This is a genomic window from Natronosalvus rutilus, from assembly GCF_024204665.1.
GTDB lineage: Archaea > Halobacteriota > Halobacteria > Halobacteriales > Natrialbaceae > Natronosalvus > Natronosalvus rutilus.
Genome location: NZ_CP100355.1, coordinates 2,168,168 through 2,189,230 on the forward strand (window position 1 = coordinate 2,168,168; position 21,063 = coordinate 2,189,230).

Genomic DNA, 21,063 nt, shown 5'->3' on the forward strand with positions numbered 1-21,063 from the left:
GCGACGAACGACACCGACTCCCGACTCAAACCAAACCTATGACTGTATCCGAATCCGACCTCCGAACCCAACTCGCAACCGTACAGGACCCCGAACTCGAGGACGACATCGTCTCGCTCGGCCTCGTCAACGACGTCTCGATCGAGGGCGACACTGCCCGGATTTCGCTGGCGTTCAACGCGCCCTACGCCCCTGCCGAGATGACGATGGGGAACCGCATCCGCGAGGTCGTCGCCGACCTCGACGCGGACCTCGAGGCAGACGTTCGCGCCCACGTGGGTGAGGACCACGGCTTCGACGAGGAGATTCTCCCCCGAGTCAAGAACGTGATCGCCGTCTCGAGTGGTAAGGGCGGCGTCGGCAAGACGACCGTCGCCGCGAACCTCGCGGCCGGCCTCGAGAAGATGGGTGCACGGGTCGGCATCCTCGACTCGGACATCCACGGTCCGAACGTCCCGCGCATCTTGCCGATCGAGGGCGAACCCGGAATTACGCCAGACGAGGAACTCGTCCCGCCCCGGTCGGACGGCGTCCGCGTCATCAGCATGGGCTTTCTCACGGAGAACGCGGACGACCCGGCGATTCTCCGGGGACCGATGGTCAACAACATCATGACCCAGTTCCTCCAGGAGGTCGAGTGGGGCGTCCTCGACTACCTCATCGTCGACCTGCCGCCGGGAACCGGCGACGCGACGCTCAATCTCCTCCAGCTCATGCCCGTCGCGGGGGCTGTCATCGTTACGACGCCCCAGCAGATGGCCGTCGACGACACCCGGAAGGGGCTGCGTATGTTCCAGGAACACGACGCGCCGATCCTGGGCATCGTCGAGAACATGTCGACATTCCGGTGTCCGAACTGTGACGACCAGCACGACCTCTTCGGCCGCGACGGCGGCGACGACATCAGCGCCGACTACGACGTCCCGCTGCTCGCGAAACTCCCCCTCGATCCCGAGTTCGGCGCCGAAGAGCGCGACGTCCCGCCGGTCAAGGATGACTCGAGCTCCGTCCAGGGTGCTCTCGAGGACCTCATCGAAACCGTCGCCGACCGGATCGGGGAGGTGAACCGGGCTCGAGTCGCCGACGCAACGGCGAACGAGGTCGAAGAGCCCGTTCCGTCCGCGGCCGGCCAATAGACGTTCGGTTTCCTGTCTCCCGTTTCCCGTCGATCGCTCGAATACTGCCACCGTTTCTACGACAGCTATACCTTTTATAGTAAGAACTTCGCCCGAATTCGTCACACCTCGAGACCGAGCGCCAGTCCCAGCACACCGATGGCGAACGCGTAGATCGGGATGAGGTACCGCCAGACCGCGTTCGGGACGACCCGGACGCCGTAGGGAGCGATGATAGCCGCGAAAAACCCGCCCGCGAGGATCGACGGAAGGAGGTGAAGATCGACCGGAACGCCTTGAAAGACCAGGAGGAAGAACGCGAACGCACCGACGATCGACACGATCCCTTCCGCGAGCGTCGTGATCGCAACGGCGCTTTTTTCGTACACACCCGAGAGGATCTGTCCCAGTGTCACGACGGGGCCGTAACCGCCACCGCCGATCCCCTTGTTCACCCCGGCGAGCAGTGCGAACGCGAAAAGACGGTGCGGTCGATATTCGATTCGCGTCCGCAATTTCGCCCGTAAAATGCCGACCACCCCCATCGTCACCACGAGAATCGACACGTATGATTCGATGACGACGTCGGAAAGTCCGAGCGTAAAATACGTGAGTATCACGGAGCCGAGCACGGCGACCGACCCGACACCGACGAGCAGGGCCAGCAGTTTCGTCTCGTCGTTGAGCGGTCGCACAGAGAACGTTACGTTATCCACGTTGTGGTGGACAGCGCCAGCAACTATCCCCGTCAGCGTCTCGGATAGCAACAGCACGGGGACGATCTCGAGCGGCCCGTACCCCAGGACGAACAGTAGTGGCGCGATCCCGGTTCCGAACCCCATTCCGGCCGCGGAATCCGTCGTCTCGAAGACGAACGCGACGAGGACGACGATGGGCACGAACGGAAGGCTGTCCGTTCCCCCGTCTAACAGCAGCGAAATTCCCGCGACTGTCGCCACATACAGTCCGCCGAGTAGGGCGAATCGCCGAAGCGCCGCTCTCGGCAGTCGCATCCGCTCGAGCGTCGTCTGCTCGCGGTCCAGCGCCTCTGCCTCGATTCCGATTCGTCTCGGGGGCGTTTCCGGCGGAATCTCCGCGGCCGTCGGGCCCGTGTCCGGATTCTCGATCGTGGGGTCCAGGTCTAGGTCCATGCTTCCCCGACTTCGTCAGGCGAGGTTCCGTTCGAACCACTCGCCGGCACGGTCAGCGACCGACTCGAGCGCACCCGGTTCTTCGAAGAGGTGAGACGCGCCCTCGATCACCTCGAGGGACTTCTCGCTCGACAACCGGTCGTAGGCTTCGCGATTCCACTCGAGGACGGGGTGGTCGTTCCCGCCGACGATGAACAGTGTCGGCGCCGAGACCTGCTTGAGGGCCGCCTCGGCCATGTCGACCCGGCCGCCACGGGAGACGACTGCCGAAACCTCGGTCTCTGGCTGCGCCGCGGCTCGCAGGGCTGCCGCGGAACCCGTACTCGAGCCGAAGTAACCGATTCGAAAGGCGCCAACGCCGTCCCGGTTCCGCACCCAGCGGGTCGCACCGACCAGTCGGTCGGTCAGCAGGGAGATGTCGAACCGCGTCTCGTAGGTCCGATCCTCCGCCTCGGTGAGCAGGTCGAACAGTAAGGTGGCGACCCCGCGGTCGCGAACTCGCCCGGCGACGAAGTTGTTCCGCGGGCTGTGCCGACTGCTGCCGCTGCCGTGAGCGAACAGGACGACGCCCGTGGCCCCGTCCGGGACAAGCAACTCGCCCTCGAGTTCGACCCCGTTTGCGGTGATCGTGACGATCGAATCCTCGTTCTCGCTGGTTCCCATCGAGATTCGTTCAACGGCCACGACCTTGAGTCTGGAGGGGGAGGGAAGAGGGAACGCGTCCAATTGAGTCGTTGTGGATCGACTCGTGGCGGATCGACTGGTCACCCGTGCACGAAGGAATATCCCGTTTCGAGGTGTCGACAGCGTATGCACGTCCAGCGGCTGAAACGCCTGCTCGAGTTCTTCGTCATCGGGGTCGCCTTCGGCGTCACCGAAGACGTGCTCGCCGTCGTCGTCGCCACCGACGCGGCGGTTACTCCGCAAGTGATCGGTATCGTTGTTCTGATCGCGGTTCCGTTCGCCGTACTATCGGAACTCATCGTCGATCATCCGCGGTTTCTCCACTTCGACCGGTTAGCGGTCCAGTTTTCTCGAGCAGCCGCCCAACAAGCCGAAACGAAGCCGCGACTGGCCCCTCGCATTCATTGGGATGGCCGTCGTGATCATCTCGTGTCGCCAAAACACCATCACCACTGCTGTAACCTCTGTGGTGACGACTTCGACACGGGCGAGCAACTTCGCGAGCACGTGGAGCGGCGCCATCCGAAGCGAGACGTCCACTGGTGGGTCGTCGCCGAGGATCCTGCGAAGGAACTTCGATTCTCGCGTGAGTGACCGTATTATGGCTCCGGACGCTGAGGGGAACGACTCGAGACGACGGACTCGCGCAAGGCCCAATAACGACACGACGTAACGATGCAACCGATGGAACTCGAGATTCAGACCACCGACCGACTCGACGTCGTCGACGTGACGGCGACCGTCGAAGACGCCCTTCCCGACGCTGTCGAGAGCGGCACGTGCACCGTCTTCGTCCCGCACACGACCGCCGGGGTGATCGTCAACGAAAACGAACGGCGGCTCCTGGCCGACCTCGAGGACACCCTCGAGCAACTGCTCCCGCGCGGGGACGGCTACGATCACGATGCGATCGACGACAATGCGGACGCCCACCTTCGTGCGATAATCCTCGGCGAGAGCGTGACGGTGCCGATCGTCGACGGGGAACTCGCGCTCGGCACGTGGCAGTCGATCCTGTTCGTCGACTATGACGGACCGCGAACCCGTCGCCTCCGCGTGACGGCGCTCTCGGCGTGATCGCGTACTCACCTGTCGACTGGGGAACGGCGAACGGCTACATCCGCTACCGATCGGACCGGGAGTCCTCTGCTGTCGACGGGTAGGTGTTTTATTCCCCTGGCAGTGGTCCACACACCCGACTCGAGCGCTCGGCTTTCGCGACTCGGCTTCCGTACCGACTCGAGGCTGCGAGCGTCGTTTTGGACGGGACGACGCTGATCCCCAGGGCGCTCGAGACGATCCGCAGGACGCTCGAGAACGCGAAAATGAGCCACGACAGAACGGAGATGAACATGACACGACGCACGATAACGACCGCACTCGTCACGATTCTTGCGGGATGTTTCGGCGGGTTCGGCGGCCCCGGCGATTCGGGCGGTGGGAACGGCGACGGCGACAACCCTGCACTCGCGAGGGCGACCCAGCGGGGCGACCTCCGACTCACCAGCCCCGCCTTCGGCGACGGCGAGCGCATTCCCGACAGGTACGGACGCGGCGAACGGGACGTCAACCCGCCGCTCGAGATCGAGGGAGTACCGGACGACGCAGACTCACTCGCACTGGTAGTCGACGATTCGGACGCCGTCGAACCGGCCGGGCGGATCTGGGTCCACTGGCTGGTGTGGAACGTGCCGCCGGAGACGACAACGATTCCGGAGGACTGGGAGGCCGCAGGCGCCGTCGAGGGCGAGAACGACTTCGGCGGCGTCGGCTACGGCGGCCCGTCGCCACCGGACGCCGAGCACACCTATCGATTCAAAGCGTACGCCCTCGACGCCGTATTCGACCTCGAGGCGGGTGCCTCGGCCGACGACCTCGGAGCGGCCATGGACGGGCACGTGACCGCACAAACGCAGTTGACCGGAACGTATCCGCCGTAGTTCGGCTGGGCGGAATCCAACGGGATCCGTCGATTTGTCCGTCGTCTCCGTTACTCGAGGCCGTCACTGTCACGTGGTGTCGTCGTCAACGCTGTCGTTCGCCGACTGTGGACCGCCGCCGGTCTGGGCCTCCTCGGCCTCGCCCCAGCCGCCGCCATCGACGATCTCGAAGAGTTTCCGCCAGTTCTCGTCGTCCTCGCTTTCGGGGAGCTGATCCCGGAGTTGCTGGAAGTCAGAAGCCGGAACCTGCGTCCGAACGAAGTCGACGATAACGCGAGCGTGATAGGCCGCTTTCGGCGGCTCGGCGCGTTCGATGTCGCTAACTCGCGAGACGAACTCCTTCCAGTCGAATCGCTGGCCGTGCTCGTGGACGGCGCCGGTCATGTACCACTGGATCTCCATCGGGAGCGAGGCGGCGAGGTCCTCGGCTGCCCCCTCGGGAATGCGCTGCCCCAGGGTCATGAGCGTCGCCCGGATTGCGCGGACAGTCTCGCCGGTGCCGGGGAGCTCGAGGCGGTGCTGGATTTCGCCGGTGAACTCGTCGAAATTCATGGCAGTGAACGGACGACGATCAGCATGATAAACCCACAGTGGGTGGATGAGGCTGTTCGCTGTCGAACCGATCTCGAGGGCGTCGATAGAACCGGGCGACGGGCGCTAGTCGACTCGAGGCGCCAGCACCAGCAAGGCCACGCTGTCCTCGATGGCTTCCGGGGAGACGTACTGGTCGCCGTCGAACCGGACGATGTCGCCGGCCTCGAGTTCGTGTTCGTCCTCGCCGAGTGTGACGGTCAGGCGTCCCTCGAGCACGTAGAAGACGATCTGTCGGTCGGGGTGCTGGTGGGGGGCGATGGAGTCGCCGGCGGAGAGCGTGAGCCTGATCGTCTGTGGCTCGCCCTTGAAGACGCGGGCGTGGGGTGTTCCCTCGAGGTCCTCGAGGACGGTGCGCTCGGTTGGTGCGGCGGAATCGGCGGTCGGTTCTGACATATAGTCGTACCCACGAATCCCGGGCCCATGGGGATTCGCCCGAATCGATTCGGTTGCCTTGACTCGAGTGGTGCGGTCACGTGCGGGCCTCGAGCGCCGATCGGACTCAGACGCCCCTGATCAGGTTGGTTACGCCGATCGTTTCCGCGATCACCCAGCCGACGAACACCAGATAGCTCACGAGCAGCAAGTACGCCTCCCGGGTGGTCAACGAGAGGTCGGTTCGCATGACCGCAAAGAGGACCACCGTGGCGAGGGTGAGCACGCCGAACATCGGGATGGCGACCGCGAAGTCCACCGCGGCCGTCCCGACGATCAACACGCCGATGGGGATCGCCACGAGCAGGTCGAACGTGTTCGAACCGAGGACGTTGCCGAGGCTCGTTTCCTCGTTTCCGCCTCGAGCCGACCGGATGCTCACCAGCATGTCCGGTAGACTCGTTGCGGCCGCGATTATGGTGACGCCGGCGAGGAATTCCGGGATGCCGAACGTCGTGCTGAGCGATTCGACGCTACCTACCAGCTGGTGGACCGCTACGAGGATCAGGAGCAGTCCACCAGCGAGTTTCGCCCACTCTCGAGCGAGGTCGATCGCCGGCTTCGCCTCCGTCGCCTCGTAATCGCTGACGTCCTGCCACTGGATGAAGAGGTACAGGCCGTACAGCCCGATCGGGAGCATCGCGAGCGGGCGGGTGATTTCGCCGCCCAGTCCCGAGCCGTTGGAGACGGGGTTGTAGATGACCGCCAGCGCGAACGTGATGATCAACCCCGAGACGGCGATCATGTAGAACTGGGCCTCCTTGTAGACGATGGCCCGGTTCGTCTCCATAGTTCCGTCTGAAAAGATGCCGGCGAGTGCGGGGATAACCAGAATGTTGAAGATCGCGGAGCCGACGATCGCGCCGACCCCCATGTCGAACGTTCCTCCGATCGCCGTGAACACGACGCTCGCGAGTTCCGGAAAACTCGAGCCGACGGCGACGACGATCGATCCCTGGACGACGGCCGGGAGTTCGTAGTACGTCGAGAGCGTATCAGCCGACCCCTCGAGCCAACCGCTTCCGATCCAGATCACGCCCGTGGCCACGAGAACGACGGCGACGTCGACCAGCGACCCGCCTGCCAGGACTCCTGGGAAGACCATTGACGGACGTGTTGGGGCGGGAGGGTATAAACCGGTCCGAAATGTCGACGTGTTTGACGCGCCTGATGCGCTCGCCGCGAATATGTCCGGGACCACCCATAGGGTGCCGGAGCTCCTCTCGTTCGGTATGCGCGGCTTTCGATCCCCGTTCGGCGCGGACGACCTCTTCGATGGCTACGACGAGTACGTTCCGGAAAACGTGCCAAAGCCGGGGCCGTCCCTCGAGGAGCACGACATCTTGACCGGCGACGATCACCTCGCGTTTCATCGGCTCACGCGAGACTGCTTCGAGGAGCGGAAGGTCTACGACATGACCTTCAACTACAACCTCGCCAGGCTCAACCTGGACACCCGCCACCCGGGCGCCGGCTACCGGTACGCCCGGGACCGCGACGACCCCGCGGTCCTCCGGGCGGAGTTCACCCCGACGACGCCGTTTTGCCCGCAGACGCATACCCTCACAATCGGCTCGTTCCGGGCCTGGAACGGGCTCTTCGAACGCCACGAGTACGACCTCGTCTCGGTTCGCGCGGCGCCGATGCACCACCAGAGCGAGGCGATCAACGCCCAGCTCGAGGAGGTCGAGGCCGCCTTCCTCGAGACGGGTGCGGTCGATCACGAGCCGAGTGGCGACATCGGGTCCAATCCGATGGAGCGCTCGATGGGTGCGACGGGGCCGAGCCGGGGCAGTTCTGACGCGCCGTTCTGACGTTCTGACGTTCTGAACGTCGCGTTTTTCGTTCATCGTCTCCCGTTGCTCGTTTCTCGAGACGGACGCTTTCGTTGCTTGCCGCCCCGCCATCAAAATACCCGCCAGCGAACGCCGACCGGAATATGTTCGGAACCATCTCGAGGTAGCTCGAGCTCCTTTCGTTGAATATGAGCGCGATACCGGGATCGATCGACGCGGATCGAGGTCCGCCGATGACGATCCCCCTTCGACACTTCCTGGTCGGGACCGGGCTGTTGCTCGCCGGAGCTTTCGCGGGGGCCGTCCAATCGTTCGGCGCAACGGTCGTTCCCGGGAATCTCGGGCTGGCACACGTTCACCTCCTGCTGGTGGGCTGGGTCGCCGTGACGATCATGGGCGCGATGACCCAGTTCGTCCCGGTCTGGTCTGGCGTCGCCATCCACTCGAGGCGGCTGGCGAGCGCACAACTGTGGCTGGTCGTCGTCGGCCTCCTCGCGTTCGCCGCCGCGCTTCTGCTGGGCGCGTACCGCTGGCTCCCGCTCGGCGGGTTCGTGATGCTCGCGGGGTTCTGGACGTTCGTCTACAACGTCGGGCGAACGCTCCGCCGAGCCAGGCCGTGGGACACCACCGAGCGTCACTTCGCCATCGCGCTGGGCTTCTTCGTGCTGCTAACGGGCCTGGGCGTGATTCTCGCGGCCGGCCTGACGCGGCCGATTCTCGCGGATGCGCCCGTGAACCACGGATCGGTCCGGATGAGCCACGCGACCCTCGCCCTCTACGGAGCCGTCCTCACGACCGTCTACGGGGCGCTCTACCAACTCGCCACGATGTTCACCCAGTCGAGTCTCCACGGGATCGACCTCCCGCTCCGTCGACTCGAGTCGGTCGGCCACCCCGTGGGTGTCCTCGCGCTGGCTGGAGGACGGCTCTTCGACGTCGCGCCACTCGCCCGCGTGGGTGCGATCCTCGTCGTCGCCAGCGCCCTCGGAATGAGCGTGATCCTGGCCCGTCGGCTCCTCGAGGCACAGGTGCCCTGGACGCCGATGCTCAGTCGGTACGCCGTCCTCGCCGTGGCGATGGGTGGGTGGGCGATCTGGACCGGCCCAGCCTGGTTCCGCGACCCGCTCGACCCGGGCACGCTCTTCGGCGCCCCCGGCGCCTTCTCGCTGTTGATTCTCGGCGTCATCGGCTTCGTCGCCCTCGGGACGCTCTACCACGTGGTTCCGTTCATCGTCTGGGTCCACCGCTACAGCGACCGACTCGGCCTCGAACCGGTACCCATGATCGACGACCTCTACGACGACCGGGTGGCGCGTGCCGACTTCGTCTGTTTCGTCGTCGGAGTGGGGTTGCTGGTCGCCAGCGACGCGTTCGCGCTCTCGGGAACGGTCTTGGGAGCGGTTTCGACCACCGGTGGGCTCTCGGTCACGATCGGCGCCGCGCTCTTTCTGCTCAACGTGGTCCTGGTCCTCAGGCGACACAGTCCCCACTCGGTGCCGGGCTTGCTGTTCGGACGATTCTCGAGCGAGGAGTCAGGAAGCGAGTCGTCGTCCTCTCAGCCCCAGTCCGGCGTCGACTCGACCTCCCACCGGTGACCGACAACCGATGACCGATGACCCACGACCGGAGACCGAAATACGAACGTATTCGGACGAGCAATTTCCCGGCTAGACGCGTGAGTAGTGGTCGATGGACACCACAGCAAGCTCGAGCCGTGAACTATCCAGGGTAACGAGGGCCGACTCGAGGCGCGAGTGCCCAGATCCGGACTCGACGAACGTGCTCACCGCCACCTCCGGCTGGTACCTTCTCGGTGGCTACTGGCTCTCAGGTCGCGGAACACGCTGCGTGCGAGTCGGCGAGCTGGCCGAACGGCTGTCGGTCGCGCCGGCCAGCGTCACCGAGATGGTCGACGTACTCGCCGACACCTTGCTCCTCGAGACAGAACCCTACGCCGGATTCGAACTGACCGACCGCGGAACGGTACACGCGGAGGCGCTGGCGTGGCGTCAGTGCGTCGTCGCCACCTTCTTCGACCGTACGCTCTCGTACGCCATCGACGACGAGACCGCCTACCGCATCGGGTACGAACTCCCGGGACCAGGGCTCGTCCGCCTCGAGCGGCGTATCGACCGCCCCCGCGAACGAACGTGTCGTCGTCTCGCCGACGACGGGACGTGTCTCGTTGGAACGTTCGGATAGCCCGCTGAACGTCCATAATTCGCCACTCGTCTGCTCTCCGTCGGATACTGCAAGGAGACGAGCATCGATGCCGGATCGAGTGACGATCCGAACACGAACGGTGCGGTGACGGAGGCAGTTTTCGTCACTCGATCCGGCGTAAACTCGCTTCAGAATTGCTAGTTGCGTTCACTATCGGCGGGGGCGGAACTCGAGTCGTTCTCGAGGACGTTTCTCGAGATTGGTTTGCTCGAGGAACGGGTTGGGGTGAGTCTTTTAGCGTATCGTCTCATGAGTACCACTATGCCAGGTGGTCTGGACCCGACTGAGGAGTACGATGGTTCCATCAGAGTCCGATTACTGGACGATACTGGCGGCACTGACGAGATCGCCTGTTCGTCGTACTACGAGGCGATTGACACCGTGAAAGAACACCAACACGACGTCACTGCAGTGAAAATCATCGACCGCGACGACGAGGTCGTGTTCACCTCCGTCGATACGCGTATCGAAGACTGGGCGGCCGAGTGGGAACACGCGAAACGGAGCCTCTCCGTCACCGTCGAAGCGTACGATTGCCCATACGAGAATATCGCCTGCTTTGCCGACGATCTCTGTGTCCAGTGTAAGATGGACAAGGTGCAAAACGAGTACTGACGCGACCTGCTGCCCAGACCACTCCATCGAACGTAGCAAGACGTATACCACCGATTGAACGCGATCAGCTGGTCGTCCTCCTTCTCGGGGCTTTGGAGCGTTTCTCTTTTGACATTCCACCTGGGGAACATACGTACTGAAAACATGGATTTGAGACTCTGACGAACCGACGACCTATTTTCCCAGCGAACGGTCGATACGCATACAGTGCCGTTCCGAGAACGTAGTTCCGATACTGGAGCCCAGTTCTTCGTTTCGATATGTCGCCGTGACTGATCTAGTTCTCCTCGAGCAACGCTTCGTCCCCATATGTCGCCCGAAGGTCTCCGAGGAACGCACGCTGTTCGACCAGTCTTTCTGTGGGATTTGCGTAGGTATCCTCGAATATATCGTCGGGATCGCCCTCGTACGACTCGGCACGGTTTATGGCCTCCTGGAGCGTCTCGTCGATCGCCGACTCCATCGCGTCGATGCGCTCGTCGTCGAGCAGCCCCTGTCCTCGAAGGTACGCTTCGAACCGCCTGATAGGATCGCGTTCCTTCCAGTGTTCGACCTCCGCGTCGTCGCGATAGACGGTCGGATCGTCCGCCGTCGTGTGCGCGCCGAAGCGGTACTGAACTGCCTCGATCATCGTGGGTCGAGGCTCTCCATCGAGGGGATTTGCCGCTCGACTGCGGACTGCCTCCGTCACGACGTACGTCGCGAGCGGATCCATTCCGTCCACCTGGATGCCGTCGAAGCCGTAGGCGCGAGCCTTCTCCGCGAACGTCTCCGATGCCGTCTGCTGTTCCCGCGGCGTGGAGATCGCCCACTGGTTGTTATTGCAGAAGAAGACGATCGGAACGTCGTAGACGCCCGCGAAGTTCGCAGCCTCGTGGAAATCCCCTTCGGACGTCGATCCTTCCCCGAAGTGAACGAGCGTCACGCGGTCGTCGCCGCGCAACTTCGCCGCCCACGCGTACCCGACCGCGTGCGGGAGGTGGCCACCGATCGAGATGTTGAGCGGCAGGACGTTGTCGTCGGGGAGCACCGCGTTTCCGACCTCGTGTCCCATCCAGTACAACAGGTACTCCCACGGGAAGCCCCTCGAGAGGACGGTCCCGTGCTCGCGGTACTGGTAGGAAATAGTGTCTTCCGTGGCCAGCGCATACGTCGACCCGATCTGTGCCCCCTCCTGCCCTGCGAGCGAGGCGTACGTCCCGACCCGTCCCTGGCGCTGGAGACTGATTATCCGCTCGTCGAATCGCCGACACAGGCGCATATCCTCGTACATCGACACCAGCGTCTCGTCGTCGAGGTTGGGTACGAGCTCCGGGGCGACGACGGTCCCGTCGGAATCGAGTACCGATACTCGATCGTCCGGCTCTCGGTCGAGTACGTTTCTGATCATGGAGAGGGGATCGGGCAGCGCCACGAAAAGCGTATTGTTGGATGTACCATTGAATCTTGGAAAAACACGTTGGTCTATACGACTCCGTTCGCGCTACGGACGACGAACACCGGAATCGGGGACTTGTCGACGACCCGTTCGGAGACGCTCCCCATCGTAATCCGTTTCTCTCGAGGACTTTTCCCGTGCGTGCCGATGACGATTAAATCGATGTCGTGAGTCTCGGCGTATTCGAGGATCGATTTGGCCGGTGTGCCACGCTCGACCGCTTCGACTCCCTCGAGTCCGGCGTCCGACGCTCGCTCGGTGACGTCAGCTACGGCCGCCTCACTCTCACGTTCGAGTTGTGTCTTGATTTCCTCGCGCGTCTCGCCGGTTGCTGCCTGGACGATTCGCGTGTCAATGACCGACAGCGCGTGGATTCTCGCATCGTTGTTGGCGGCGATCGGAAGGGCGTGCTCGAGCGTCTGATCGATAGTGGTGCTTCCGTCCGTCGGAATGAGGATCTCGTCGTACATTTGTGTTCACTTCGTACATTGAATCGCTCTGGGGTGAAAAGACACGTTCCACCATTCGCCCGAGTGTGAGAAGCGTTTCGGTCACTGCAACTCTGCTCGATCCCGACGTACGACGACGCTCGAGACTGTTTCGGTCTCGAGGCTGTGACTGATATCTACGAGAACAGATGGAAATTAGCGTTTACGTCGGACCGGTACCAATTACTGCACCAGCGAGATTCTTCACGCCGGTACCGATAGCCAGGAGGTGCCCGTCCACTTCCCACGACGACCTGAGTCGAACGAAGTCGCCGAGAACGCAGTGACCGTAGTGAACGGTCCTTACTTCTCGACGCTTTAGCTTACACGCGAGCAAGGGCCGGCTTTACGACGACTCGTCACATTCGTTCGATCATGGGCTCTGACTGGCGACGAGCGATCGAAACCCAGCGCGAGGAGAAAGATCGATACTTCGGCGAGAACCCACACTCTCCGATTCCGGAGTCCGAGCGCGAGACGTTCGACGGCCTCGAGTACTACCCGATCGACGACGAGTACCGCTTCGAACTTCCCCTCAATGAGTACGAAGACCCCGACCACGTGGTCGTCGGGACGAGCACGGACGGCGAGCGTGAGTTCCTGCGCTGGGGCGAGTTTCGGGTCACCGTCGGCGACGAGGACGTCGCAATCCAGGCGTACAAGGCCGACCCCGACGACGACCGGCTCTGGGTTCCGTTTCGAGACGCAACCAGCGGCGAGGAGACGTACGGCGCCGGCCGATACATCGACCTCGAGTCCGAGCACCACCGCACGAACGACGGAACCTGGATCCTCGACTTCAACGAAGCGTACAATCCGACGTGTGCGTACGCAGACCAGTACGAGTGTCCGCTTCCACCGATGGAAAACTGGCTCGAGGTGCTAATCGAGGCCGGCGAAAAATCCTATCACTAGGGTCGCCGCGTTCGTGACAGCCATCGATACGTCACCGCGTTCGCCGGACGTCGATCCTGTCGTCGCTCTGTGCTACCAACCCCCTTGGTTCTACTATCTATCGGAACGAGTACTTGCGTGAGAGCCAATGACGACGACCGAAAACCGAATCCGGACGACACACGTGGGTAGTCTTCCGCGTCCTCCGAAACTACTCGAACTCCTCAAAGCCCGTCAGGACGACGCGGACGTCGACGAGGACGAATGGAACGCGACCGTCACGGAGGCCACGAGATCTGTCGTCGAGCGCCAGGCCGAGGTGGGGATCGATATCGCCAACAACGGCGAACAATCGCGCGTCTCGTTCAACTGGTACGTAGCAGACCGCCTCAGCGGCATCGACGGTATGCGCGAGCAGGAACTCTGGGCGGACCTCCAGGCGTTCCCGGAGTACGCCGAGCAGACGTTCAAGACGGACGTCATCGACCTCTCGATGCACCCCGTCGTGACCGACCCCGTCGAGTATACCGGCGTCGACGAGGCCGAAGCCGAACTCGAGGCGTTTCGCGAGGCGCTCGAAACGGTCGACGCCGACTTCGAGGAAACGTTCATGACTTCGGCATCGCCGAGCGTGGTCACGGCCACGCACGTCAATGAGCACTACGACTCCTACAAGGAGTTCCTCTTCGCCGTCGCGGACGCGATGGCGCACGAGTACGAACTCGTCGCCGACAGCGGATTGTCTCTCCAGATCGACGCCCCGGAACTCCTCACAGCCGGCCACACGGCAGCCTTCGCGGACGAACCCCTCGAGGAGGTCAAAGCGGTGACGCGCCTCCACGTCGAGGCGCTCAACGAGTCCCTCGCGGACGTCCCGGATGAACAGGTGCGGCTCCACACCTGCTGGGGCAGCTACGAGGGCCCCCACCACCTCGATACTGATCTCGTCGAGCTGTTACCGGTGATCTACGAAGCCGACATCTCCGGACTGAGCGTCGAACAGGCGAACCCCCGCCACCAGCACGAATACCGTGCGTTTACCGAACAACCGCTTCCGGACGGCTGGACGCTGATGCCGGGCGTCGTCGACGTGAAGACGAACATCATCGACCACCCAGAAACGATCGCTGATCGACTGGAACGCGTCGCCGACGCGATCGACGAGTCGACACCGCTGGTTGCCGCCCCCGACTGCGGGTTCGGTACGCAGGCCGGCCTCGGGATGGTCGACCCCGAAATCGCGTGGGCGAAGCTCGAGGCGCTCGTCGAAGGTGCTGACATTGCGACCACTCGTCTCTACTAAACCGCGGGAAGCCTCGGGGCTTGACCCCGGGGCGGTTCACCGTAGGCATACGAGGAGATTCGGCAACGTCCACGAGAGGAATGTTCTCGTGCGGCCCGGCACGACGAGCCGTGTGCGAAGGCTGGCGAAATCGTTCCGGACCGGTAATGATATAAATATGGGGTTATTTGGATGAGGTTGTATTGATAGATATAACAATATCGAAACAGTCAAAATATTTTTCTGATGACATCAAATTCGATGATAGGGCGGCGCTCCGGAACGGGTGTCCTGAATCGATCGGCCAAGTTACACGAACTCTCTGCCACCGCCCTTCTCGTCGGTGGCTACGAATGGTTGTTTTCACTCTTTCGGTTAGGGTTGAGCGGTCAGCTCGCTACGTCGATCGAAACCTGATCGAAAAAGTAGTTTCATACCCTGACGATGCGAATTGACCGCTCCAATAGTTCGTGTGCGGGAAGTCGGGCGAGCGCCAAGTCTGTCTCGGACTTTTCCCACACTACTAAAGCACGGACATCTATACTAGTCAGTCAGATTATGTACCAATAGGGTGTTAGACTAGACCGTGTCGCTCGGACGTTCCTGATGCTCCGATGTAAGATTTCCTTGCACGGAATTAGCCGTTGAGAGAACGAGCCCCGTAACGTCCTCGTGAAGGCGCTTGTCGCTAATATTGCCCAGAGCGCCCGACACTGCGATGGCGCCGACTGGCATTTCGTTCGAATCGAGTACGGGTGCCGCGACAGACTGCTGCTGGTTCTCTACGTCTTTCTTGTAGACGACACGCTGATCTCTGGCCTGTTGCAGACTGTTGATCTCTTCTCGCCGCTCCTCCTCGAGTTGGGACAGGACCATTTTACGCCGTTCTTTGGGGAGGTGTGCCAAAATACTAACTCCCGAAGCCTTCGTCGGAAGGAAGAAACGTTCGCCATTTCGAAAACGAGGGTCCTGAGTTCCTGACACCTGGTAGAGTACGACGCCATCGGTGCCGTCTGGTACGACGAGGAGAGCTGGCATCCGCGTATTTTCCGCCAAACTATCGATATCGTTCGTAGCGTCCCCGAATTCGAACAACTTGCGTTCCATCGTATAGGTGCCCAGCGAGAGGAAACTGAGGCCGAGTCGGTACTCGGTGCCGTCCTTCGTGACGTATCCGAGAGAGCGTAACGTCTGTAAGTGTTTGTGCACCGCGCTCTTCGAGAGGTCGATCGCTTGAGCAATCTGCGTCACGCCGGCCCCGTCTCGCTCGCGCAGCGTCTCGACGATGTCGAAGACTGTTTTCGTAGATTTCACCCACGACGAGCTCTGCTGTCGAACACTATCTTGGCTCATGCTGGATTTTGCGAGTCTGCGCCCGCGCGTTGTCAACTAATTCGTAGTCGTTACTGAACAAGACCACTCGTTTACGAGCCCTTCGTCGTATCGTTCGTAAGCGTCGATGATGCCGGCATCACCCGTTTCCGGCGAGACGATGTCGACCGACCGATTTGCCGTTCAGTTCCGAAACTTGCAGAGCCTAGATATCCCATCCGTCCAGGGACCGATCCTGCAGTCGGGCGAACTCCAGATTGAACGCGGTCTCGATGCCGTGCGTCGAAAACCGTTTGTAGTACAGTCCAATCCCTCTTTGACGCCGCTCCAGAGCGCGTACCCGTTCGTCGGAATGAGAATCTTAGCGTACATTGGCGCTCCTCAAAGTGAAAAGACGCGTTTCCCTACTGTCCGGGTCGTGAGAAGTGTTCGGTCGTGCAACGGGTATCGCCTCGTTCGAAGTGAGAATGATTGATGGGCTTCGATCTCTAGAAACCGTCCTCGAACACAAACGTTCCATTCCGCTGTATCCGTTCACCATCAATCTCGATGACCGAGTCCTCGCTCATGTCGACGATCATGTCCATGTGGATGGCCGACTCGTTGCCTGTACGGTCCAGGCCAATGCTCTCGTCAATGGCATGACCTAGTGCCATGTGGACGGTATCCCCCATCTTCTCGTCAAAGAGCATGTTGTGGGTGAACTGATCGATGTCGCGGTTCATACCGAACCCGAGTTCGCCGAGTCGCCGAGCGCCGTCGTCGGTCTCCAGAACGGCTTCCAATACGTCCTGGTTCTTTCCTGCGCGGTAGTCCACTACCTCGCCCTTCGAAAAGACGAGCTGGACGTCCGTGACTTCGCGCCCGTAGGCCATCAGCGGTTTGTCGAACAACACTTCGCCCTCGACCGAGTCCGGGTTTGGCGCCGTGAAGACCTCACCGCCAGGGAGGTTCTTCTCACCGTAGTCGTTGACCGGCACCATACCGTCGATCGACATGGTGATGTCTGTCGCGTCACCAGAGCGAATTCGTATCTCGCGTCCCTCCTCGAGCAACGCTACCAGATTCTCTTGGAACGCGCGCTGATCTTCCCAGTCCTTATTGACAGCTTCGTAAACGAAGTCAGCGTAAGCCGCCGTACTCATCTCGGCGTCCTGTGCGTTCCCCGGTGCGGGGTGCTGGGTCGCAACCCACCGCTTGTCCGCCATTTTTTCCTGGAACGGCTTCATCAACGCTGAATAGGCGGTGGTCTTCTCTGGGGGGATGTCGCTGGTTTCGTTCGTGTTCGACGCCGCACGGATTGCAATCGAGGCGTCGACGTTTTCGGCGAGGGCCATGTACGTTGCTGGCGGCCCGTCGTAGTCGTCGGGATCCATCGCTCGCATAAATGCACGTTGGGCCCGGCTACTCGGCCCGATGTAGATCGGTCGCGCACCGCGATCTCCGAGAAGTTCGTTCAGCGCGACAGCCAGATCTTCAGCTTCAGACGGAGCCTTAATCAGAACCTCGTCTCCTGGCTTCACAGCGATTGAGTGGTCGACGATGATACGTGCGTGTTCCACAATTCGTGGGTCCATGTCCGACTAGTCACTGGATGAGAGCCATCTTGACCGTTCCCAGAAGCGCATTTCTGTACGATAGTTGTGAAGAACAGGCGATAGTGGGGTATTAGCTATTCTGCCGCTCCTGCTCTCTAGTCGTCGCCGCTGATGGCCACATCCACGATCGTGACGTCGTGGTCTACCGTGGCGACGAGTTCGGTTTCGTCAACCGTCACGGACACGCGGGCTCTCAACGGATCGTCGTCCAGTATCTCGACCAACATGTCGTCGTCCTCTCCGTAGTATCGCCAGGAGGGGTCGTGCAGCACGTTGACGCCGTATCGTTCGAAGAACGAGATGGTAACGGGGTGGTACAGTACCGGGAGTGCGGGCGAGGCCCGTAATTCATCGTCGCAACGTCCGCACTCGAATACCGCTCTAACGGGCCTCGAATTGGCCGACGAAGCCCGCTCGAGTGTGGCATCGACTCGACCGCCGCAGTTCTCACAGAAGCCCTGAAGGAATTTCATCACCGTCGCTCGCATCCAGCGATCGAAGGCAAACGGGAGCTCCTGACGGGCGAACTGGTCGAGCGTGCCAGGCGGAAACGAGAATTCGTTGCGCCACTCGTCGCACTCCGGACAGTAGAGCAGCGCCGTCTCGTTCCCGTACTCTGCGACGAGGATGGCGTGACCGCACATCGGGCACGGTCCGTCGAACTCGAACGGGGGAATCGATGCGTTTGCTGTGTACGACCCCGAGAGGATGGCACCGTACACCTGTTCACCGGCGAACGAGAGTCGGTAGCCGTCTTCGTCCTGGGTCACGAAGTGGCCGACGAGTTTCTGGAGGTGATAGTTGAACTTCCCGGAGTCCCGTTCGCTCACTGCTGTTCGAAGGGCGGAAAACGTTAGCGCCTCTCCGGCCTCCCCGAGTACCTGAACGATCTCCACGCGGAGGTCGTTCGAGAGCAGTTCGAACACCTCCTCTGGCGGCCGGTGTTCGACCGATACTGCTTCGTCGTCGTTCATGGACTGTCTATAGCGAGATGGTGAGAAAGCTATTCCGAACAATTGACACCCGCAAATTCCTCTGTAGTGTTACGGATGACCGAGCCGAATGCCTCGGAGTTTAATCCTGAGACGGTCCACAATACTGCATGGTTGAGTTATCTGCTTATATAAAATCTATTTGACGGTAAAATCGACTTGTAGGGCGGTATTGCTAATATTAAACAATACAATGGTGCCCCACGGCCACTGCTAAAAGCGCTGTGGAAGCGACCGAAGCATATTTCGAAGAGTGAACACTATTTCCGCCGTCTCTGTTGGCCATGGTAGTGTAGCGTTCGTACGAATTATAATAGGAATCAGATAGGGGAGTATACAATACGAAACACAGTTCCGAAGGGAGTTGTTTTTCGAGAAATTGACACAAGGATGCGGTGGTGGAGCGGTGCTTCCCCGTCCAATACCACAGCGTCAATAATTGGCTTTGCCGTTGTTACTGTTGCGTTATCTGTACAATAGTGTTAGGCATCAATACTGGCAGAATTCGTTCAATAGCAACCAGAAACGACTAGGTCTCCCGCAGAAGTAGACGACCCGCCATACCCAGTATCAGATCACTTGATCGAATCGTTCAATGCCGAGCTCTCGCTAATCGAGGATTCGTTCGGAGGGGCCGATCGGCGGACCGTCCATTCAAACGGTATCGCGTAGAATCAGTATTATTATGGTGAGACAGTCACGCTATAACAGCGTGGATATCTCGTTCAGCGAGCGATTTTGGCAGCACGTCTGTCCGTACAGGGCTGCTTTCTACGTGCTTATCGGCATCCAGTCCGTATTCCTCGCACTACTCGTTTTTTCGGTTCTATTCGTTCCGCCTGACCCGTACACGCGAACCATAATCTGGGTTAATTTCGGTATCGTGGTAACGGTATTCGCCGGAGCGGCGTACGTCCTCTATCGCTGTACCGCCCGAAAGCGCGAGCGAAGAGATTTCGGGCAGTAAGCAGTCGAGTTTTGTGCCGGGAACCGCTTCGATCAGATAGTGAAGCGTTCCTTAGCCAGCAGGTCGGTGGGCTCTTCTCCGATAGAGTGGCGACGAAAGTCGTGGCGGACGCTTCCGTCGGTCAGGTAGTTCGCAATCGCGACGAGCGAAATGGCCTGGTCGAGCAGGAGGTACGATTCGGTCACCGTGTCGTCTACGACGCTCATCGAGTCGAAGAAGCCGTACTTCGTGTAGAGGCCGCGGTCGGTATACGCCTCAAGCGACGATTCGACGGCCGACCGATCAGCGTACTCCAGTCCGAGGAACGTGGCGTGTGGGGTCGCGAAGTCGTCACGGTTGTAGCCGTAGATACCTGCATAGTCGACGGCGAATTCCGCGTAGCTATCAGGGACCGCACACGGCGAGAAGCCCCACGCGTCGTAGCCTTGCTCCTCGGCGTGGTCGATCTGTAGCTGCACCTGTCGAGCGTTGTTCTCGCCGAGCGCTCGGCCGCCGACCTCCAGTTCGGGGAGGACGAGCGAGGGCATGAGCGATTCGAACATGCTTCCTCCCCACGACGGGACGTATTTGGTACCATCGTGTTCGTAGTGACCTTCCCAGACGCGCTCACCCTCGTAGGTTCGGAACTCTCCTTCGGGATCTTTGTTTTGACCCCACTCGGGCGGGAACGTCCGGAACGGATCCCACCAGTGAGAGCCCGGAACGTCCCCCTTTCCGATGGCTACGTAACTCGAGATTCGCGTTTCGCTGTTGAACGTCCCGTAATGGAACCCGAGCGATTCGTCGTTCCGTGCGTCGTATCCACCCAGTAGGTGGCCGAACGAGAAATCGTCTGCGAAGGGATTGTACACCTCGGAATCGTAGAGGATTTCGTAATTCTGAGCGGACAGCAATGCGTCGATTCGACTCTGAAGCGCCGGAAACGCACCGGCAGCTGTGACTAGGCCTGCGGTATACCAGCCGTTGTCGATCGTAGAGATTTCCCACCAGCCGCCGAATTCGTCCTCGATCGAACCGGCGTGGACGTCGTACCAGCGGTAGAGGTGCCCATTCCAGGTTTCGAGATCCTCGATCGTATCGAGAATCGTCTCGATGCGGTTGTGCGCCTCCGACGCTTCCAGAATATCGAGGTTGCTCGCAGCGACGGTGCTCAGGAGCTGTACGCCGATGTTCGCGGGCGACGTGTGGTCGGCCGGTTCGTACGCCTCGCCTTCGGCATCCACGCGATCGGGCACGAGACCGGTCTCTTTCGTCGCGAACGCATCGAAGAACGACCACGTATCCGCCGCGATCTCGTGTAGAGTCGTCTCGAAGTCGTCACCAAGGCTCTCGTCGTCTTCTCCGTTGCTCGCCAGTGTCGAACCTGAGAAGCCAGTGAGACCAATCCCCAGACTACCGATCGATCCGAGTACGGTGCGTCGTGATGAGAAGGATTTCTCTGCCATTCCGAGTGATCAATCAAAACAATCTCTATTAAATTTATTGTATATTATCTAATGTTTGATTGGCATGGAAAATACGA

General features: G+C 61.0%; 22 protein-coding genes. 10 read left to right on the top strand and 12 right to left on the bottom strand.

Annotated elements, in window-relative coordinates:
- Window positions 1–38 precede the first annotated feature (38 nt).
- A complete protein-coding gene (locus NGM29_RS10410; RefSeq protein WP_254156035.1) occupies window positions 39–1,136 on the top strand; it encodes an Mrp/NBP35 family ATP-binding protein in 1,098 nt (365 codons plus the stop codon).
- Between the two features lie 101 nt (window positions 1,137–1,237).
- Here the strand turns inward: NGM29_RS10410 and NGM29_RS10415 are convergent, their stop codons facing one another.
- Together NGM29_RS10415 and NGM29_RS10420 are read right to left on the bottom strand one after the other, a co-directional pair.
- Window positions 1,238–2,266 (bottom strand): sulfite exporter TauE/SafE family protein, encoded by a 1,029-nt coding sequence (locus NGM29_RS10415; protein WP_254156037.1) that lies wholly within the window; start codon window positions 2,264–2,266, stop codon window positions 1,238–1,240.
- Between the two features lie 15 nt (window positions 2,267–2,281).
- Window positions 2,282–2,929 carry a dienelactone hydrolase family protein gene (locus NGM29_RS10420; protein WP_254156039.1) on the bottom strand — a complete coding sequence of 216 codons (648 nt, stop codon included), beginning with the start codon at window positions 2,927–2,929 and terminating at the stop codon, window positions 2,282–2,284.
- Between the two features lie 147 nt (window positions 2,930–3,076).
- Between NGM29_RS10420 and NGM29_RS10425 the strand changes: the two genes are divergently transcribed.
- Together NGM29_RS10425 and NGM29_RS10430 are read left to right on the top strand one after the other, a co-directional pair.
- The gene (locus NGM29_RS10425) at window positions 3,077–3,544 is read left to right on the top strand and encodes a hypothetical protein (RefSeq protein WP_254156041.1); all 468 of its coding nucleotides are present in this window, start codon (window positions 3,077–3,079) and stop codon (window positions 3,542–3,544) included.
- A 90-nt stretch (window positions 3,545–3,634) separates the two neighbouring features.
- Entirely contained in the window at window positions 3,635–4,027 is a 393-nt protein-coding gene (locus NGM29_RS10430) for a secondary thiamine-phosphate synthase enzyme YjbQ (RefSeq protein ID WP_254160534.1), read from the top strand.
- A gap of 91 nt (window positions 4,028–4,118) precedes the next feature.
- Here the strand turns inward: NGM29_RS10430 and NGM29_RS10435 are convergent, their stop codons facing one another.
- A complete protein-coding gene (locus NGM29_RS10435) occupies window positions 4,119–4,304 on the bottom strand; it encodes a hypothetical protein (RefSeq protein ID WP_254156043.1) in 186 nt (61 codons plus the stop codon).
- Between NGM29_RS10435 and NGM29_RS10440 the strand changes: the two genes are divergently transcribed.
- Window positions 4,303–4,890, top strand: coding sequence for a YbhB/YbcL family Raf kinase inhibitor-like protein (locus NGM29_RS10440; RefSeq protein WP_425499134.1), 588 nt, complete (start codon window positions 4,303–4,305; stop codon window positions 4,888–4,890). The two genes, NGM29_RS10435 and NGM29_RS10440, sit on opposite strands and share 2 nt — an antisense overlap.
- A gap of 69 nt (window positions 4,891–4,959) precedes the next feature.
- Here the strand turns inward: NGM29_RS10440 and NGM29_RS10445 are convergent, their stop codons facing one another.
- From NGM29_RS10445 to NGM29_RS10455, 3 genes are all read right to left on the bottom strand, one after another.
- On the bottom strand, window positions 4,960–5,442 hold the full coding sequence (locus NGM29_RS10445) for a DUF2267 domain-containing protein (protein ID WP_254156045.1): 483 nt from the start codon (window positions 5,440–5,442) through the stop codon (window positions 4,960–4,962).
- A 105-nt stretch (window positions 5,443–5,547) separates the two neighbouring features.
- Entirely contained in the window at window positions 5,548–5,877 is a 330-nt protein-coding gene (locus NGM29_RS10450; protein ID WP_254156047.1) for a cupin domain-containing protein, read from the bottom strand.
- A 106-nt stretch (window positions 5,878–5,983) separates the two neighbouring features.
- Entirely contained in the window at window positions 5,984–7,021 is a 1,038-nt protein-coding gene (locus NGM29_RS10455) for a sodium:calcium antiporter (RefSeq protein WP_254156049.1), read from the bottom strand.
- 127 nt (window positions 7,022–7,148) lie between these two features.
- On the opposite strand from NGM29_RS10455, the gene NGM29_RS10460 reads away from it, so the two are divergent.
- The 4 genes from NGM29_RS10460 to NGM29_RS10475 all read left to right on the top strand — a co-directional run bounded on the left by NGM29_RS10460 (window position 7,149) and on the right by NGM29_RS10475 (window position 10,550).
- Window positions 7,149–7,730: a DUF7998 family protein gene (locus tag NGM29_RS10460; protein ID WP_254160538.1), complete on the top strand. Its 582-nt coding sequence runs from the start codon at window positions 7,149–7,151 to the stop codon at window positions 7,728–7,730.
- A 170-nt stretch (window positions 7,731–7,900) separates the two neighbouring features.
- Window positions 7,901–9,307 (top strand): hypothetical protein, encoded by a 1,407-nt coding sequence (locus NGM29_RS10465; protein ID WP_254156051.1) that lies wholly within the window; start codon window positions 7,901–7,903, stop codon window positions 9,305–9,307.
- Window positions 9,308–9,401: 94 nt separating this feature from the next.
- Window positions 9,402–9,914 carry a metal-dependent transcriptional regulator gene (locus NGM29_RS10470; protein ID WP_254156053.1) on the top strand — a complete coding sequence of 171 codons (513 nt, stop codon included), beginning with the start codon at window positions 9,402–9,404 and terminating at the stop codon, window positions 9,912–9,914.
- A 282-nt stretch (window positions 9,915–10,196) separates the two neighbouring features.
- The gene (locus NGM29_RS10475; RefSeq protein WP_254156055.1) at window positions 10,197–10,550 is read left to right on the top strand and encodes a hypothetical protein; all 354 of its coding nucleotides are present in this window, start codon (window positions 10,197–10,199) and stop codon (window positions 10,548–10,550) included.
- Between the two features lie 277 nt (window positions 10,551–10,827).
- Here NGM29_RS10475 and pdhA read toward each other — a convergent pair whose 3' ends face one another.
- Together pdhA and NGM29_RS10485 are read right to left on the bottom strand one after the other, a co-directional pair.
- Window positions 10,828–11,940, bottom strand: coding sequence for a pyruvate dehydrogenase (acetyl-transferring) E1 component subunit alpha (gene pdhA, locus NGM29_RS10480; protein ID WP_254156057.1), 1,113 nt, complete (start codon window positions 11,938–11,940; stop codon window positions 10,828–10,830).
- 74 nt (window positions 11,941–12,014) lie between these two features.
- Window positions 12,015–12,458 (bottom strand): universal stress protein, encoded by a 444-nt coding sequence (locus NGM29_RS10485; RefSeq protein ID WP_254156059.1) that lies wholly within the window; start codon window positions 12,456–12,458, stop codon window positions 12,015–12,017.
- Between the two features lie 393 nt (window positions 12,459–12,851).
- On the opposite strand from NGM29_RS10485, the gene NGM29_RS10490 reads away from it, so the two are divergent.
- Together NGM29_RS10490 and NGM29_RS10495 are read left to right on the top strand one after the other, a co-directional pair.
- On the top strand, window positions 12,852–13,391 hold the full coding sequence (locus NGM29_RS10490; protein ID WP_254156061.1) for a DUF1684 domain-containing protein: 540 nt from the start codon (window positions 12,852–12,854) through the stop codon (window positions 13,389–13,391).
- A gap of 127 nt (window positions 13,392–13,518) precedes the next feature.
- Window positions 13,519–14,673, top strand: coding sequence for a cobalamin-independent methionine synthase II family protein (locus NGM29_RS10495; protein ID WP_254156063.1), 1,155 nt, complete (start codon window positions 13,519–13,521; stop codon window positions 14,671–14,673).
- 558 nt (window positions 14,674–15,231) lie between these two features.
- Here NGM29_RS10495 and NGM29_RS10500 read toward each other — a convergent pair.
- The 4 genes from NGM29_RS10500 to NGM29_RS10515 form a co-directional block, all read right to left on the bottom strand.
- On the bottom strand, window positions 15,232–16,005 hold the full coding sequence (locus NGM29_RS10500) for an IclR family transcriptional regulator (protein ID WP_254156065.1): 774 nt from the start codon (window positions 16,003–16,005) through the stop codon (window positions 15,232–15,234).
- A gap of 467 nt (window positions 16,006–16,472) precedes the next feature.
- Window positions 16,473–17,561, bottom strand: coding sequence for an aminopeptidase (locus tag NGM29_RS10505; RefSeq protein WP_254156066.1), 1,089 nt, complete (start codon window positions 17,559–17,561; stop codon window positions 16,473–16,475).
- A gap of 116 nt (window positions 17,562–17,677) precedes the next feature.
- The gene (locus tag NGM29_RS10510) at window positions 17,678–18,556 is read right to left on the bottom strand and encodes a DUF7351 domain-containing protein (protein ID WP_254156067.1); all 879 of its coding nucleotides are present in this window, start codon (window positions 18,554–18,556) and stop codon (window positions 17,678–17,680) included.
- A 1,017-nt stretch (window positions 18,557–19,573) separates the two neighbouring features.
- Window positions 19,574–20,986, bottom strand: coding sequence for a glucoamylase family protein (locus NGM29_RS10515; protein ID WP_254156068.1), 1,413 nt, complete (start codon window positions 20,984–20,986; stop codon window positions 19,574–19,576).
- Window positions 20,987–21,063 lie beyond the last annotated feature (77 nt).